At 69.8% G+C, this 15,756-nt stretch carries 14 protein-coding genes and 1 pseudogene; 2 read left to right on the forward strand and 13 right to left on the reverse strand.

All coding sequences use genetic code 11. The features are described from left to right. Nucleotides 1-25: 25 nt before the first annotated feature. Together O145_RS19840 and O145_RS18970 are read left to right on the forward strand one after the other, a co-directional pair. A pseudogene (locus tag O145_RS19840) lies at nucleotides 26-289 on the forward strand (DDE-type integrase/transposase/recombinase); the annotation flags it as partial. Between the two features lie 22 nt (nucleotides 290-311). Next, nucleotides 312-515 (forward strand): integrase core domain-containing protein, encoded by a 204-nt coding sequence (locus tag O145_RS18970; RefSeq protein WP_084682390.1) that lies wholly within the window; start codon nucleotides 312-314, stop codon nucleotides 513-515. A 1,788-nt stretch (nucleotides 516-2,303) separates the two neighbouring features. On the opposite strand, the gene O145_RS05205 is transcribed toward O145_RS18970, so the two are convergent. The 13 genes from O145_RS05205 to O145_RS05265 all read right to left on the reverse strand — a co-directional run bounded on the left by O145_RS05205 (nucleotide 2,304) and on the right by O145_RS05265 (nucleotide 15,753). Next, complete coding sequence (locus tag O145_RS05205) at nucleotides 2,304-4,406, reverse strand: ABC transporter permease family protein (RefSeq protein WP_156966607.1); 2,103 nt, start codon at nucleotides 4,404-4,406, stop codon at nucleotides 2,304-2,306. Then, a complete protein-coding gene (locus O145_RS17115; protein WP_169740322.1) occupies nucleotides 4,403-5,140 on the reverse strand; it encodes an ATP-binding cassette domain-containing protein in 738 nt (245 codons plus the stop codon). Before O145_RS17115 ends, O145_RS05205 begins: the two co-directional genes overlap by 4 nt. A 672-nt stretch (nucleotides 5,141-5,812) precedes the next feature. Then, entirely contained in the window at nucleotides 5,813-6,763 is a 951-nt protein-coding gene (locus O145_RS05215; protein ID WP_043560654.1) for a 2-dehydropantoate 2-reductase, read from the reverse strand. A gap of 28 nt (nucleotides 6,764-6,791) precedes the next feature. Further along, nucleotides 6,792-7,391: a GNAT family N-acetyltransferase gene (locus O145_RS05220; protein ID WP_043560656.1), complete on the reverse strand. Its 600-nt coding sequence runs from the start codon at nucleotides 7,389-7,391 to the stop codon at nucleotides 6,792-6,794. 45 nt (nucleotides 7,392-7,436) lie between these two features. Beyond that, nucleotides 7,437-8,357 carry an RluA family pseudouridine synthase gene (locus tag O145_RS05225; protein ID WP_043560659.1) on the reverse strand — a complete coding sequence of 307 codons (921 nt, stop codon included), beginning with the start codon at nucleotides 8,355-8,357 and terminating at the stop codon, nucleotides 7,437-7,439. Continuing rightward, nucleotides 8,354-9,139 carry a signal peptidase II gene (lspA, locus tag O145_RS05230; protein WP_084682392.1) on the reverse strand — a complete coding sequence of 262 codons (786 nt, stop codon included), beginning with the start codon at nucleotides 9,137-9,139 and terminating at the stop codon, nucleotides 8,354-8,356. Before lspA ends, O145_RS05225 begins: the two co-directional genes overlap by 4 nt. 120 nt (nucleotides 9,140-9,259) lie before the next feature. Beyond that, on the reverse strand, nucleotides 9,260-9,910 hold the full coding sequence (locus tag O145_RS05235; RefSeq protein WP_229118372.1) for a DivIVA domain-containing protein: 651 nt from the start codon (nucleotides 9,908-9,910) through the stop codon (nucleotides 9,260-9,262). 239 nt (nucleotides 9,911-10,149) lie between these two features. Further along, a complete protein-coding gene (locus O145_RS05240; RefSeq protein ID WP_043560666.1) occupies nucleotides 10,150-10,440 on the reverse strand; it encodes a YggT family protein in 291 nt (96 codons plus the stop codon). Nucleotides 10,441-10,454: 14 nt separating this feature from the next. Continuing rightward, nucleotides 10,455-10,928 (reverse strand): cell division protein SepF, encoded by a 474-nt coding sequence (locus O145_RS05245; protein WP_043560669.1) that lies wholly within the window; start codon nucleotides 10,926-10,928, stop codon nucleotides 10,455-10,457. Nucleotides 10,929-11,046: 118 nt separating this feature from the next. Then, complete coding sequence (gene pgeF, locus O145_RS05250) at nucleotides 11,047-11,823, reverse strand: peptidoglycan editing factor PgeF (RefSeq protein ID WP_043560671.1); 777 nt, start codon at nucleotides 11,821-11,823, stop codon at nucleotides 11,047-11,049. A 3-nt stretch (nucleotides 11,824-11,826) separates the two neighbouring features. Further along, on the reverse strand, nucleotides 11,827-13,119 hold the full coding sequence (gene ftsZ, locus O145_RS05255) for a cell division protein FtsZ (protein ID WP_043560674.1): 1,293 nt from the start codon (nucleotides 13,117-13,119) through the stop codon (nucleotides 11,827-11,829). 184 nt (nucleotides 13,120-13,303) lie between these two features. After that, complete coding sequence (locus tag O145_RS05260) at nucleotides 13,304-14,242, reverse strand: cell division protein FtsQ/DivIB (protein ID WP_043560676.1); 939 nt, start codon at nucleotides 14,240-14,242, stop codon at nucleotides 13,304-13,306. Further along, nucleotides 14,239-15,753, reverse strand: a complete 1,515-nt coding sequence (locus O145_RS05265) for a UDP-N-acetylmuramate--L-alanine ligase (protein ID WP_052374723.1) — start codon at nucleotides 15,751-15,753, stop codon at nucleotides 14,239-14,241. Before O145_RS05265 ends, O145_RS05260 begins: the two co-directional genes overlap by 4 nt. Nucleotides 15,754-15,756 lie beyond the last annotated feature (3 nt).

Genomic DNA, 15,756 nt, shown 5'->3' on the forward strand with positions numbered 1-15,756 from the left:
GCCAACAGGCCGGGAGAGCAGGTGGGTGGGCGATATCACCTATATCCGCACCTGGGAGGGGTTCGTGTACCTGGCGACCGTCCCCGGCTGCTGCACGAAGAAAGCAGTCGGGTACGCGATGGCGGACAACATGCGCACCGATCTGATATGCGAGGCGATCGATATGGCGGCCCGCAGGTGCCCGTACACAAGAGGAGAGACGGTATTCCACTCGGACCGGGGGTGCCAGTACACCTCCGAGCAGCTCGCCAGGCACCTGGAGAGCTACGGCATTCGCCCTTCGGTGGGCAGGACCGGGGTGTGCTGGGACAATGCCTGGGCGGAAGTCGGCGGGTGCGACCCTGAAGAACGAGAGGGTCTATCAGATGGTGTATCCCACAAGAAGCAAGGCCGTCCGGGATATTGCCTCCTGGATCGAGCTGGAATACAATCAGAAACGACTCCACTCCGCCCTGGGGTACAGGACGCCCAACGAGGTTGAGGAGGAGCACCGAGCAGTAAGACAAGCAGCCTGAAAGACCGCTTTCAGGGCTGTCCGAGACACGCCCAGCAGTCCAGTTCTCTTGAGTGCGGCTGCCTGGGTGTTGCCTGTGTTCTTCTTGGCCTCGCCCCAGACATGTTCTACGGGGCCAGAGGTAGGGTGCGTAGAGGGGCGTGCCTGACCAGGCACCCGGTGGTGGGCTGCTGGGTGTGTCTCGGGCTGTGGTTGATTGTGTTGGTCGGGCGGCTTTGTTACTGCTTACCGGATCGTGTTCGGCCTCGCTCTGCGTCCGGTACCCGAGCGCCGAGTGAAGACGCGTCTGACTTGTGTACCGGGCTCGATCCGGGAGGCAGTGTCGTTGATGGCCTTGCGTCTGGTGGGGTGCACCATTGGCGTGGGCTCTTTCGTTCCTTCAGGGTCGCACCCGCCGACCTCCGCCCGGGCGCCCGCCCAGCACGCCCCGCGGTCCTGCCCACCGAAGGAGGAGTGCCGTAGCCTTTCAGGTGCCTGGCGAGCCGGGCGGAGGCGTGCCGGGCTGCCGCGGCCCGGGGCGGGGCGGAAGATCGTCTTGTCCCTCCTCGTCGGGCACCTGCGGGCCGCCATATCGATCGCCTCGCACACCAGGGGCCGGTGCCGCGCGTGGTCGCCCCAGTGGCGTACCCGACCGCTTTCTGGGTGCAGCAGCCCGGGGACGGTCGCCAGACAGATCGGGTCCCTCCCCGGGTTCTGATACAGGTGGATGCCGCCCACCCACCTCACTCCCGGGCCTGCTGGCGGCGGGAGCCCCGCTTGACCAGGCCGGGACGCGAGACTCCGGGCCCGGCGGCCCGGGCGGTGGCGCCGGGTCCCTCTCGGCGGGGCCGCGGCCTGGCGGGCCCTGGGAACGCACGGGCGGGTGCGCACCGCCTCGCGGCCCTGCGCCCGCGCCCCCGCGGCCGCAGGGCCGCGGTGACGCGCCGGTACCCGCAGGGCTCCGTCCGAGGCACCGAGCTCAGTCCTGATGAAAAGGACCAGTCCGCGTCGTCTGGTGGCAGCCGCCGACACCCGGCCCGCCGGCTCGCGGTAGCCCGACCCCCGGGCACCCCGGCCCCGCCGGCACACCAGCACAGGCCGGGCAGCCGTGCCCCTGGCGACCAGTGGCCTCCTACCCCGGGAGCCGCTTCCGCACCCCCACCCTTCGCGAAGTACGCCGCTGCTTCTTCCAGACAGCCCGCACCACCACTCCCGGCGCTGCGGACTGCCAGGCGCGCAGCCCCCCGGGCCCCAGCCGACCCGCCGCGGAAACCCTCCTCACCCCCGGACGGCGGAATGACCCCTGCACTACCCGCCCACCCAGCCCACCACTCCTCTGCGCCGGCAGACCACTGACAAGCAGACACCAACACGATCCTCCGACCCCTTCACCCACGCTCTCACGCACAACCCGCAACCCCGAGCCCATCCGAGCACCACGCTCCCGACACAACCCCACCCTGTCCCGCCACCAGAACACCGGGCCCCCACTGTCCAAGAAAAACCACTCACTCCACAACGGCACCATCAGCCTCGCCGGGACCGCCTACCTCGTCTCCAGATCCCGAGCGGGCCAGGAGGCCCTGATCACCTGGGACGCCCACAGGACCACCATCACCGACCCCCACGGCAAGGCCCACTCCCCCAGTACCCGTGGCCGCAACCGGGAACCAGGCACGCCTCCCACCACGGCCCCGCCACACGCGCCACCCCAGGAGACCGCCCCCGCAAGAACCCCCGAAACGTCACCGATGCCCTGACACACCAACCATCACCAATCTCCTGAGACATCACAGTCCATGGTCGTCACTCATACCCTAGGATTAGTACGCAGAAACTGCTGGTAAATCGATTCGCGGGTGATCCCGCGATGGGCGAGCACAGAGAGAAGGACGATCAGAATAATATTCTCAGCCGCAACCGCCCCGATCGTTGTCGGCTCGATCGAGATGTCAACATAGGAGTCAGTGCTATCGAGGATCCACTGAGTCAGATGGCTGGAGAGCTGGCCGGAAAAAATGAGGTTGACCAGCAGAGCACCCAGAGCGATGGCCGCGAACAGTATAATCACGCTGCGCATGAACTCGCCCCTCGACATCCCGAACCCCCGCATGAGATTGATCTTCCACTCTATGAAGTCGATGAACGCGGAGAAGAGCTTGTAGGCAATATACGCGCTGACCAGGAGGATGACGGCGGTCAGTCCGTAGACAAGCGACAAGGTCCCTGCGGCCGAGTTCTGATAGAATTTTCTATAGTCCGCCCTGGACATGATCGTCGTACCGTCAGGAAATGCATCCTCAACCTCCTCCTTCGGAAGATCAGTCGCATAGTAGGTCGTCCCTTTCCCTTTGTACAATTCTTCGAACTCAGCGTTAGACATGTAGATCATCATGCCTGCATACTGTTCCGTACCCACGACGTCCGTTATCGTCACCATCTTGCCATTGATGTTCACGGTATTCCCGACCCCGATATTGTACTTCCTGGCCAGAGCGCGCCCGATAGCAACAGAATCGTCATTGAACGCCGAGCCGGACACCACATAGCCCTCATACCGGGAGAGATCGGTCGCATAAATCAGCGGATAGGCTCGCTCGCCGTTGACCTCAATTCCACTGACGGGATTGATGTACGCAAATCGATGAAGGTCATGCTTATCCTCTATAGAGTCCGGGATACTGGCGGCTACGATCTGCGTCTCGAAGGGCATTGTCGTGTCTACCGATAGGTTCTCCTTCCGCATTACATCAAGCCCGATGGATACCGTACCGATATTGAGACCCGTGAGCACGGTCAGGATAACCAGCAGGCTCACCAGGGTCGCTCCCATGCTCCTGTAGAGGGATGACACCATCAGATGACGCTGAATCACGATCTCCATAATAACGAGCAGAACCGCGGCGATGATGACGAGACCGTTCCTCGTGCACATGTACCCGGCCGCCCCTGCGGCGACACTGAGAATATATAAAAGCGACGGCGGCGCCTGGAATCTGGCAGTATCTCCCAGGCGAACTTTAACAAGAACTACCAGGATCAATGAGGCGATCAGCAGCGCAAATGTTGCCATCCATGCGGCAGCGAGAAGCAGAATCCAGTACCAGTGCGTCACGAGGGCCGCGACGATACCCGCGACAAGAAAGACCGAGCCGGTTTCCCATGCCACCCGTCTGAGCTCTTTCCGGTGGATCGTCACATAGCTGGTCGCTATCTCCCAGGGACTCGCGCCGAAACCGGCCAGGGCCTGCAGCTGCCGTGACGAATCGACAACTTGACGAAGGATCAGAGTAATCCATGCGACACCGCCCATGATCAACAGGGTGGCCGAGAAGATCCTGAGTATCAACTCGATGAGTGAATAGGTCTCGGCATTGATCTTCTGGTCGATGTTCTCGGCGGTCAACCGCACGAAGCCCGCGTCGACGAGACGATCCGCGACGACTTTGTCCGGCTCCCGGTCGCATCGGATCTCACGCAGCGTCACCTTCGCTCCCGGTTCCATGAGGTAGATGTCGCCCAGACCATTGAGGGTCAGCGTCTCCGCGTACGTTCCAACGCACTGGCTGTCGCCGTCTGCATCGGAGGAATCACAATCCGAGCCACCGCCGTCGGGAGCGACATACTCGTCCGCGCGTGCGGGGGCGCGCCCTCGAACCAGAGACAGCGTTGAGAAGCTCGACATGAGTACCCGGCCATCCTGGTCGGTACCGATGATGGTGGCCGATGAGTCGGCGAGCTGCTCTATGAGGTCTCCGGGATCTGCTAGAACCCCACTTCGGTTATTGCTGACGTAGTACGCTCCGGTATGGGCATAGGCAGCTCTTTTGGATTCCTGAAAGCTCTGCAAAGCAATCGTGCTGACAGCATGAATGAGAACAATTAGAAGAATAAAACGGATGACGGTCTTCACTGCTCCCCGCCTTCACGGTGGAGCTCTCCGCCTCGGAGCCAGAACCGATGCTCGAACTGGCTGGCCACGAGCGTCGAGTGGGTGACGAGCAGTACCGTGCAGCTCTCCCGCTCATTAATATCTCGAATGAGGTCGATGACCGATTGGGAGCTGTCCTCGTCAAGAGCCCCCGTCGGCTCGTCCGCGAGAATGAGCTTCTTGTACGCGACCAGCGCGCGTGCGATCGCGATGCGCTGCTTCTCTCCACCGCTCAGCTCTTTCGCGGTTCTGGGCTGGAACCCGTCGAGTCCGACCCTCACGAGCATGGAGTCGATCACGCCTCGATGCTCCTGTTTGGGGACTTGAGAGAATCTCAGGGCGAGTCGGAGGTTTTCATCGACGGTGAGATCCTCGAAGATTCGAATGTCCTGGTAGATATAGGCGACGTACGAGCGGATGAGCTGCCGGGTTTTATTCTTAGAGAGCCCGGAGACCGGCTCACCATCATAGCTCACAACTCCGGCATCGGCTCGTTCGAACAGTCCGACGATATTGAGCAGCGTCGTCTTTCCGGACCCGCTCTCGCCCAATATAATATTGACTTCATCAGGCACGAAGTCGCAACTGAGCTTCTCAAACAGAACTCGATTCCCAAACGATTTCCCCAGCCCGTCAACCCCGAGTCTCACGTTACCTCCGCCTAGTTCATTCACCTCAAATTGTGGTTGGCGGAACGCAGCGGTTCCGCCAACCACAAGCCCCGTCCTTGCTAATAGCAGCCACCGCCACAATTGATGCCGCTTGTCGGAGACACGTCCTCCTCAAGCTCAACGAGCTCATCAAGGTTGATCTCGTTGCTCTTCTCCTGCTCCATTAGACTCACCTCCTTTACTTCAGCACACGAACCCAAGCTCCTTCGCTGGGATGAAGACTATCACCTTTTCGAGCCGCACGCATCCGTTCGAGCGCTTTACTTGTTCGCGAACTTGCTTATAGCGGTGTTACGAAAGCTCCTTGAGTCAGTGGTCGATGCTGGCGAAGTTACTGGATGTGCGTTACTACCCGGTTCGTTGCAGTCGCCTCACCATAGTGTGTCGTGAGAAGCGGCAGCCGTATAGATGCCAGGGGCGGGGCCGAGCCGTTTGTGAGGGGCGTCAGGCTCCGGGTTTTCCGCAGGGTCGACCACCTGGTTATGGCGACAGCTTCCAGGAGTCCTGGTTGCGGACGGCGTCGGCTCATGCAGGAAGCCTGCGTCCTCGGCCAGGGCGCCATCCAGGAGTCTTTCGGGCCCCTACGGAGGTGACGACCGGCAGTCGGCGTGGGCCTGGTTGTGCGCCAACATCCCGGCGCTGCGTCTCTCGACTCGGTGCGGCGCGAACGGGCCGGTCAGGTCAGCCCCGTCGGTTCGCCCACCCCACGGGGCCGACCTACTGCGTCCGGGACGCGCGCTCCCGGCCAACCAGGGCGGCCAGGACCAGGTCGTGGATCGGGGTGGGCACGCCGGCCTCGTCCCCCGCGCGGCACACGGCGCCTACCTGGGCGTCGAGCTCGCTGGGCAGACCGGCGGCGATGTCCCGCTGCATCGAGGTCGTGGCGTGCTCGGGCTGCTGGTCGGCCAGCGCGAGAACCCGCTCCACGTACGCGGCCGGGTCCTCGGCCACCGGGTGCCCCAGGGCCGCGGCCACCTCGACGGTCTCACGGACCATGGCCCGATAGCTGTCGCGCAGCGCAGTCCGCAGGACGCCGATCGGGGCTCCCGCGACCGCCCCGAGGCCCCCCTGGGGCACGACGAAGGCGGCCTTGCGCCACAGCTCGGCCCAGATGTTCTCCGAGGCCCGCGCGCTCACCCCGGCCGAGCGCAGGGCCGCCACGAGCTCGCGCACCCGGGGGCTCGTCCCGCCGTCCCACTCCCCTACCTGCATGGCGCCCAGGTCGCTCATGGTCTCGACACGACCGCGCTCCACCACCCGGGCGTAGACCCGGGCGACGCCGGGCAGGACCCGCTCCCGCCCCACGGCCCGGGCCACGAGCCGGGGCGCCTCCACCCCGTTCTGAGTGGTGACGACGGCGGTGCGCGGCCCGGCGAGGGCCCGCAGCGCCGGGGCCAGCCCGTGGATGGCCCCCACCTTGGTGGCCAGGAGGACCGTCTGCGGCCGCGGGCCGAGGGCCCGGAGGAGCTCGGCCGGGTCCGCCGCGGCCACGGGCGTCTCGATCCGGGCGCGCACCGAGCCTCCGGGCCCGGTCAGGGTGAGCCCGCGGCGGCCCAGGGCCTCCAGCGTCGCGCCGTGGACGAGGAAGCCGACGCGGTGACCGGCGTCGGCCAGCCGCGTCCCGAGCCAGCCGCCGATCCCTCCGGCGCCGATGACCACGATGTCCATGCCGTCTCCCGTCGTCGACCGGGGCCCGTCACCGGGCCCGGCGCCGCCCCGGGACTGCGGGGGCGAAGACGGTCCGCGCCATGTCCTGGTGCCAGATCCCCGCGTCCAGGTACCGTTCGCCGCCCACGACGGTGTAGCCGCAGCGCTCGTAGAAGCCCATGGCCTGCTCCTGGGCGGACAGCATGACGGTGACGGCGGCTCCGCCGTCCTCCTGGGCCACTGCGGCCCGCCGCCGGGCCGCGTCCTCGATGGCGGCGACCATCCGGACGCCGAGGCCGGTGCCCCGGCAGACGCGCCGCACGGCCAGCCGCCCCAGGTGGACCAGGCCGGGGCGCCCCGGGTCGGCCAGCAGCCGCCCGGCCGCCAGCGGCGCCCCGTCCGCCCCGCGGGCCAGCACGTGGATGGTGGTGGGCTCATCGTCGCGGGCGTCGATCTCCAGGGCCAGGGGGACGTCCTGCTCGGCCACGAAGACCTCCAGGCGGACGTCGGCGATGCCGGCGCGGACGGACTGCGCGGCCGGGTCGGCGGCGTCGCCCGCGCAGGTCTCGAACCGGTAGGGCTCGACGGCGGCGCTCACGGGCGGGATCAGTAGGTCGGGGAACCCGGGGTGCGTGGTGGACAAGGTCATCGGTTCCTCCAGGGCCGGTTGGTGTGCGGTTCGATCTATGAATGATCACGGCACGCGCAGCACGTCAAGGGCGTGGGCGAGGTCGTCGGGATAGTCGGCGTGGAAGGTCATCCGCTCCCCCGTGATCGGGTGGGCGATGCCGAGCTCGCGGGCGTGCAGCCACTGGCGCGCCAGGCCGGTGCGGGCGGCCAGGGCCGGGTCGGCGCCGTAGGTGAGATCCCCCACGCAGGGGTGGCCGACGGCGGCCATGTGCACCCGGATCTGGTGGGTGCGCCCGGTCTCGAGACGGACCCGCGCCAGGCAGGCCGCGGGCATGGCCTCGATGACGTCGTAGTGGGTGACGGACTCGCGCCCGCCGTCGAGGATCGCCATCCTCCACTCCCGGCCCGGGTGCCGGCCGATGGGGGCGTCGATGGTGCCGCTGATGGGGTCGAGGTGCCCCTGGAGGAGGGCGTGGTAGACCTTGGAGACCTCGTGCTCCCGGAAGGCGCGCTTGAGGACCGAGTAGGCCCGTTCCCCCTTGGCCACGATCATGACGCCGGAGGTGCCCACGTCCAGGCGGGAGACGATGCCCTGGCGCTCGGCCGCCCCGGAGGTCGCCACCCGTACCCGCATCGCCTTCAGGGCGCCGAGCACGTCGGGGCCGTCCCAGCCCATGGTGGGGTGGGCGGCCACGCCGGCGGGCTTGTCGACGACGACGATGTCCTCGTCCTCGTAGAGCAGCCCCATGCCGTCCACCGGGGTGGCCGCGGGGCCGGCGGGCCTCGGCTCGGGCATGTCCGCCTCGATCATGGCGCCGGCGGCCACCCGCCCGGACTTGCCGGCCGGGGCGCCGTCGAGGCGGACCGCCCCGGCCGCGCACAGCTCGCCCACCTTGGAGCGGGACAGGCCGGTCATCCGGGACAGGGCGACGTCGACCCTCTCCCCCGCCAGCCCGTCGGGCACCGGCAGCAGCCGCAGGCTCATGGCCGCTCGTCCCGGGCGGCCTCGTCCTCCGGCCCGGCGGCGCCCACCGTCGTCGGGGCACCGTCCGCGGCGGTGCCGGCGGAGGCGTCCGCGGCGGTGGCGGCGGAGGGGGGCCCGTCCCGCCCGTCTCCGCCTGCGGGAGCGTCGTCCACCTCCTGCTCATCGGTGCCGTCGGGGTCGTGGTCCCCCGCCCGGCTGCCGTCGATCTCGAAGCCCGCGGCGGACAGGGCCATAATGGCCGCGGCCGCGCCGACGATGGCGATGTCGGCGACGTTGCCGACGAACAGGCCCCCGTAGTCGATGAAGTCGACGACGTGCCCGCGGAAGATCCCGGGCTCGCGGGCGAGCCGGTCGATGAGGTTGCCGACGGCGCCGCCCAGGACGAGGCCGAGCGTGACCGCCCACCACATGGACCCCAGCCGCCTCGACACCCGCAGCACGATGACGGTCACGACCACGGCGACCGCGGTGAAGACCCAGGTCTGGCCCGTGGCGAAGGAGAAGGCCGCGCCGGGGTTGCGGACGAGCACGAGGCCCAGCCAGTGGCCCAGCAGGTCGATGCGCCCCGCGCCCCTCAGGACGGTCACCGCCCACGCCTTCGTCAGCTGGTCGACCACGACGACGCCCAGCGCGAGGCACCACAGCACGACGATCCAGCGGCTGGGGCGGGGCAGGCGCGCCGTCGCCGGTCTGGAGAAGAGTCGCCCGCGGGTGCCGCCGCGGGCGGCGGAGGCGCGCGGCGCAGGGATGTCGGCGGGTGCGGGGTCGGGCATCTGGCTCATGGTTCCTTGAAGTCGTCATGCGCGGCCGAGGGCGGCGGCCCGGGAGGGGCCGCCGCCCTCGGCCGACGGGTGCGGTCCGTCCGCACCGCGCCCGGCAGTGGCGCGCCGCGGAGGCCGGGCTCACAGGCCCGCGGCGGTCGCCTCCTCCCCGTCCTCGACGTTGGACAGCAGACCCTGCAGGTAGCTCTTGAGCCGAGTGCGGTAGTCGGACTCGAAGCGGCGCAGCTCGTCGATCTTGTGCTCCAGACCGGAGCGCTCCTTCTCGAGCTGGGCCAGGGTGCGGTTGCGCTGGTCCTCCGCCTCGCGGACGATCTGCTCGCCGGTGGCGCGGGCCTCGCCGATGATGCGCTCGCCCTCGGCGCGGCCGTTGGCGACGTGCTCGTCGTGCAGGCGCTGCGCCAGCTCGAGCATGCCGGAGGCGGCACTGGGCTCCTCGCCGCCACCGGGACCGCCGCCCTGGAACATGGTGGGCGGCGTCATCACCGGTGCGACCGGGGCGACCGGGGCGACCGGGGGCTGGGGCTCCTGCACGACCGGCTCGACGACGGTGGTCTCCGAGATCCCGCGAGCGGCAGTGTCGCCGAGCTCGGCCACGCGCCTGTTGGCGGCCTCGAGCTTGGCCTTGAGGTCGGCGTTCTCAGCCTCCAGCTGGCGCATCGCCTCGACGACCTCGTCGAGGAACTCGTCGACCTCGTCCTGCTCGTAGCCCTCGCGGAACTTGGTCGCCTGGAACTTCTTGTTGAGGACGTCGTCTGCCGTCAGCAGCGTCATGGTCGTCACCTCGGTGTCGTTACGGAAGATGTCACGGTCACCGGTTCAACCGGTCACTCATGCAACTAGGGTACCTGAACTCGAGGTTCAGGCCACTTTGGATGCACCCGCTCATGTCACGGTGCGATATCGATAGCCCGCGCAAAGCGCCCGATTCTCGGCCTGACGCCCATTACTCCGCTGCTGGAAAAGCCTGACGAGGAGCGTGTCACGGCAGTTCAGCGGCCAGCGGAGCGCCGTCAGCGCAAGAGCGCAAGCAGGCGCTGGAGGATGACGATCGCGACGACCAGCACCAGAAAGCTCAGGTCGATGCCCATGCCGCCCAGCCGCAGCGCCGGGATCATCCGGCGCAGTCGCCGCAGGGGCGGGTCGGTCAGCCCGTAGACCAGGTTCGCCACCACGAGCACCACGCCGGTGGGACGCCAGTCCCGGGCGAACATCTGCACCCAGTCGATCACGACGCGCACGAGCAGGACCAGCATGTAGAGGCTGAGCAGGCTCGAGAGGATCGAGGCCGTCGCGGCGATCATCGTCGCCCTCCTCCTCAGCTCTGGTTGAAGAAGCGGCCGTTGGCGGCGGTGGCGATGGCGCCCCCGTCGATGTCGACCGACGCGGGCGTCAGCAGGAAGACGCGCGGCGTGACCCGCTCGATGGCGCCGTGGAGGCCGAAGACCAGGCCGGCGGAGAAGTCGACCATGCGGCGGGCGTCGGACTCGCTCATGTTGGTCAGGTTGACGATGACGGGCACGCCGTCGCGGAAGGACTCGCCGATGACCCGCGCCTCGTTGTAGGTGGAGGGGTGGACCGTGACGATCCGGCGAAGATCCGGGGCGGCCGCCGGCTCGGGGGCATCGGCCTCCTCATAGGCGCGGTCGTAGGGCTCGTCGTACTCCTCCTCCTCAGCGGGCGCGTACTCCTCGTCGTCATAGGCGGCCTCGGCCTGGTAGCCGCCCTCATAAGCGTTCTCAACGGGCTCGGAGTAACCGAGGAAGTTCGTCATCTTGCGCAACGCGCTCATGGTGTGCTCCTTCTCCGTCCGGATCCCTGAGCAGCCCGGACGTGCTGACGGTATCGGCGTTTAGGAGGGGGGCTGCTGATTCGTCGCGGCGTGTCCCGGCCCGGTAGCGCCGGACCGGTCACGCTTCGGTGACGGCTTGACAAGCCCGGGTGACGACGATTCCCGCAATACGGCCGGTTGTCCCATCGCGCCGATAGGAGAAAAAGCGCCGGTCCTCCGCCGTGCACCACGGGCCGCCGGCGATGCGGGTCACGCCTGCCCGTCCCAGCTGGGCGCGCACCCCCGCGGCGACGTCGAGCCCGGGCGTGCCCCAGCGCGTCGTGGCGGCGCACTCGGGCTCGATCTCGGCCGCGGCCCGGCGCATCTCCTCGGGGACCTCGTAGCAGGCGCCGCACACCGCCGGGCCGATGGCGGCCCACACGTCGCCCGCACGCGCTCCGCGGGCAGCGAACGCCGCCAGCGCCCGGGGCACGACGCCGTCGAGCATGCCGCGCCTGCCGGCGTGGACGGCGGCGACGAGGGCGCCGTCGTCTGTGGCGAGCAGCACCGGGACGCAGTCGGCCACGAGCACCCCTGCGGCGCGCGGCGCCCACGGGTCCCGGCACTCGACCACCAGGGCGTCCGCCGTCGGGGTCCGGCCGCGCCGCGCCGTGGCGACGACGGCGGAGTGGACCTGGGCCATCCAGCCGATGTCGTCGGCGGCGAGCTCCAGCGCGCCCGCGAGGAGGCGCCGGTGGCGCTCCACCCTCTTGGGGTCGTCGCCGACATGGGCGGCGAGATTGAAGCCGGCGTAGGGATCGGCCGGCGTCACGGGCGGCGCCCCCGCGCCGCGGGTGGTGAAGCACCCGCGCGCACCAGGGCCCAGAGCAACCCGCAGGAGGTCGTCGGGCCCCATGGCTCAGCGCAGGAAGTCGGGCAGCTCGATCTCTTCCTTCTCGGCGTCCACGCCGATGACGCGCGGGACGTCCAGCTCGGGCCCGGCCTCGGACAGCGGGTCGTCGACGTAGGCGGGAACCTCGTTGGTGGGGGCCGTCGTAGGCGTCGGGGCGGGAGCGGGCGGCTGCATGCTGGCGACCGGCAGCGAGGGGCGCACCACGGGACGGACGACGGGGTTCTCGGCGGCGTGGGCGCCTCCGCGCGAGGCGAACACGGACGCGGCGGGCTCCGGCGGGGCCGGCGATGGCGGCGCCTTGGTCAGGTTCTGGGCCGGCTTCTGGACCGGCGCGGCCTTGCTGGCGGGCAGGGGCTCCTCGTCGAAGCCCGCGGCGATGACGGTCACCCGCACCTCGTCGCCCAGGGCCCCGTCGACCACGTTGCCGAAGATGATGTTGGCCTCGGGGTGGACGGCCTCGCGCACGAGGTTGGCCGCCTCGGAGATCTCGAACAGGCCGAGGTCGGAGCCCCCCTGGAAGAACAGCAGGACGCCATGGGCGCCCTCGATGGAGGACTCCAGCAGCGGGGAGGCGATGGCCTGCTCGGTGGCGGACAGCGCCCGACCCTCGCCGGTGGCCGAGCCGATGCCCATCAGGGCGCTTCCCGCGTCCTGCATGACGGACTTGACGTCGTTGAAGTCGACGTTGATCAGGCCGGGAGTGGTGATGAGCTCGGTGATGCCCTGAACGCCCTGGAGGAGCACTTGGTCCGCCTGCTTGAAGGCGTCGACGACGCTGATGTTCCGGTCCGCGATCTGGAGAAGACGGTCGTTGGGGATGACGATGAGGGTGTCAACCTCGGCACGCAGGTTGGCGACACCGTCCTCGGCCTGGGCGGCGCGACGGCGCCCCTCGAAGATGAAGGGCCGGGTGACCACGCCGATGGTCAGAGCCCCCAGCTCGCGGGCGACCCTGGCGACGACGGGCGCCGCGCCGGTGCCGGTGCCGCCGCCCTCGCCGGCGGTGACGAAGACCATGTCGGCCCCCTCGAGGGCCTCGCGGATGTCGTCCTCGTGGTCCTCGGCCGCCTTGCGGCCGATGGAGGGGTCGGCTCCGGCGCCCAGCCCTCTGGTCAGGTCCCTGCCGATGTCGAGCTTGGTGTCGGCGTCCGACATGAGCAGGGCCTGGGCATCGGTATTGACGGCGATGAACTCGACGCCGCGCAGTCCGGCCTCGATCATGCGGTTGACGGCGTTGACGCCGCCACCGCCAACGCCCACCACCTTAATGACTGCCTGGTAGTGCTGCGATTCCGCCACTGTCTGCCTCCGCGAGTTCGTGCCGAGCCCCGTGGGACTCCCTCAACCCTCAACCTCAAGTTAAGGTTTATACTTATGTCATTCTGACGATGACATGGGCAACGCTATGGGGCTCTCGCGCGGCGCCGTCGCATTTGCGCTCGGCGTGTTTCTGCGCGAGTCCCACGACTCGTGCCCCGGACACTCAGCCCCCTCCCGACGTCGTCGGACTGTGCGGGCTCGAGACGTCGTAGGTGGAGGCCGGCTGCCCCAGCAGGACGGCGAGAACCTCCGCCTTGAGGGCCGAGTCCGCGCTGTCCCCCCACACGACCCGGGCGCCCGAGCTGAGCACCAGGGTGACCTGCCCGGTGGTCGTGGCGCTGCCCGAGGCCACCTGCTGGCGGGTCTGCGTGTCCAGGCTGCCCACGGCCTCGGCGACGGCGCCGACCTGCTCCTGCGTCAGCGCCGCTTCGCTGTCGGCCGTGATCTCGGCCAGGCCCGACTGGGACTGCTCGGCGGTCCCCAGGACGACGGCCTCCCCGTCGAGGATCTCGTAGCCCGTCTCGGTCCTGTGCTGCGCCACCGGCACCCGCATGGTCAGCGCGACGGCGAGCCCGTGGGGCCACGACCGCGTCACGGCGGCCGACTTCACACGCACCAGGTCGCCGGCGACCTCGTCGCCGAGCTCGGTCACGTCCAGGCGCACCAGCGACGTCCCCGCGTGCCCGGACAGCGCCTCCTGCACGTCGGCGGCCTCGACGCTCCCGTCGGACCCGGAGACCGTGACGTCGCCGGTGCGCAGGGCGAGCAGGGGGGAGTAGGCGAGCGCCCACACCCCCGCGGCCGCGCCGGCCGCAGCAGCGAGGGTCCACGCCAGACGGCGCAGGAGCAGGGCGCGGTCGGCGCGGCGGCGCTCGGCGAGCCGGTCGGTCAGCCCGGTGGACACCACGCGGTCGCGCCGGTCGGCGCGCGCCGCCCCGGCGCGCCGACCGAAGACGTCCAGGGCGCCCTCGGAGCGCGCCCCGGGGACGGGCCTGGCCACGAGGTCGCGGCCAGGCGTCGGGGCGCCGTCCGCGCCGGAGGCGGCCTCGGGGACCTCCTGCGGGTCGGGGACCTCGGGGCGCGGGGCCCTCGGCTTCCTCATGCCGCACCGTCCTGACGGGCGCCGAGCCGCTCCAGGATCACGGGGCCGAGCCGGGTGACGTCCCCGGCGCCGATGGTCAGCGCCACGTCGCCGGGCCGGGCGGCATCGGCCAGGGCGCGGGCGGCCCGGTCGTGGTCCGCTATGTACCGGGCGCCCTCGACCCGGTCGGCGACGGTGGCGCCGGTGACGTCCGGAAAGTCCTCCTGGGTCTCGCGCGCGGGGTAGATGGAGGTCACGACGACGACGTCGGCGTGTCCCAGGGCGACGCCGAAGCGGTCGGCGAAGGCGCGGGTGCGGGAGAACAGGTGCGGCTGGAACAGCGCCAGGACGCGGCCGCCGCGGGCGTCGGCGACCTCGCGGGCGGCGGTCAGCAGCGCCTCGATCTCGGTGGGGTGGTGGGCGTAGTCGTCGATGACGCGCACCCCGGCCGCCTCCCCGCGCACCTCGAAGCGGCGCCCGGTCCCGCCGAAGGCGCCCAGGGCGCGGGCCATGGCCTCAGGGGCCACGCCCAGCTCGATCCCGGCGGCCCAGGCGCCGGCGGCGTCCAGGGCGACGTGGTCGCCGGGTAGGGCGAGCTCCAGGCGGATCGGACCGGTGACCGTGCGCTCCTCCGGGCGCGCCGGGCCCTGCCGCGTCGCCGGGCCCGCCTCGCCGCTCCACAGGGTCAGCCGCGCGCTGGTGCCGCCGGCGCGGCGCTCGGTGATCTCCACGCGCGCGTGGGCACGATGGGCCCCGCCGCAGCAGCCCCCCGACTCCCCCGGGCAGGCGCCGTCGGTGCCGTAGGTCGTCGTCAGCACGCCCCGGTCGACCGCGGCGCGCGCCAGGCGCGCACCGCCGGGGTCGTCGGTGCACACGATGAGCCTGCCGCCGGGCCGGATGCTGCACGCGAAGTCGAGGAAGGCCCGCTCGAAGGCCTCGGGGGTGCCGTAGCTGTCGAGGTGGTCGGGCTCGACGTTGGTGACGACCGCCAGGTAGGGGTCGTAGTTGAGGAAGGAGCGGTCGGACTCGTCGGCCTCGGCCACGAAGGCGCGGCCGGCGCCGAGGCGGGCGCCGGTGCCCAGGTCGCGCACGACGCCGCCGACGGCGAAGGAGGGGTCCTCCCCCGCCACCGACAGGGCCTGGGCGAGCATGCCGGAGGTGGTCGTCTTGCCGTGGGCCCCGGCCACGGCCACGAAGTCGCGCCCCCGGGCCGCCAGGGCGAGCGCCTGGGAGCGGTGGATGACCTCCTGCCCGCGCTCGCGGGCGGCCGCCAGCTCGGGGTTGGTCTCCTTGATGGCGGTCGAGACCACGACCGTGGCCCCGGGCGGCACGTGAGCGGCGTCGTGGCCCAGCACGACCGCCAGGCCCAGCTCTCGCAGGTGGTCGAACGCGTCGCCGCCGACGGCGTCCGAGCCGGTGACGGTGGCGCCGCGCTCGGTCAGGAGCTGGGCGAGCACGCTCATGCCGGCGCCGCCGACGCCGATGAGGTGGAAGGCGCGCCCGCTGAGGTCGGTCGGCTCGTCCGTCGTCATCAC

The organism is Actinomyces israelii DSM 43320, assembly GCF_000711965.1.
Lineage (GTDB): Bacteria > Actinomycetota > Actinomycetes > Actinomycetales > Actinomycetaceae > Actinomyces > Actinomyces israelii.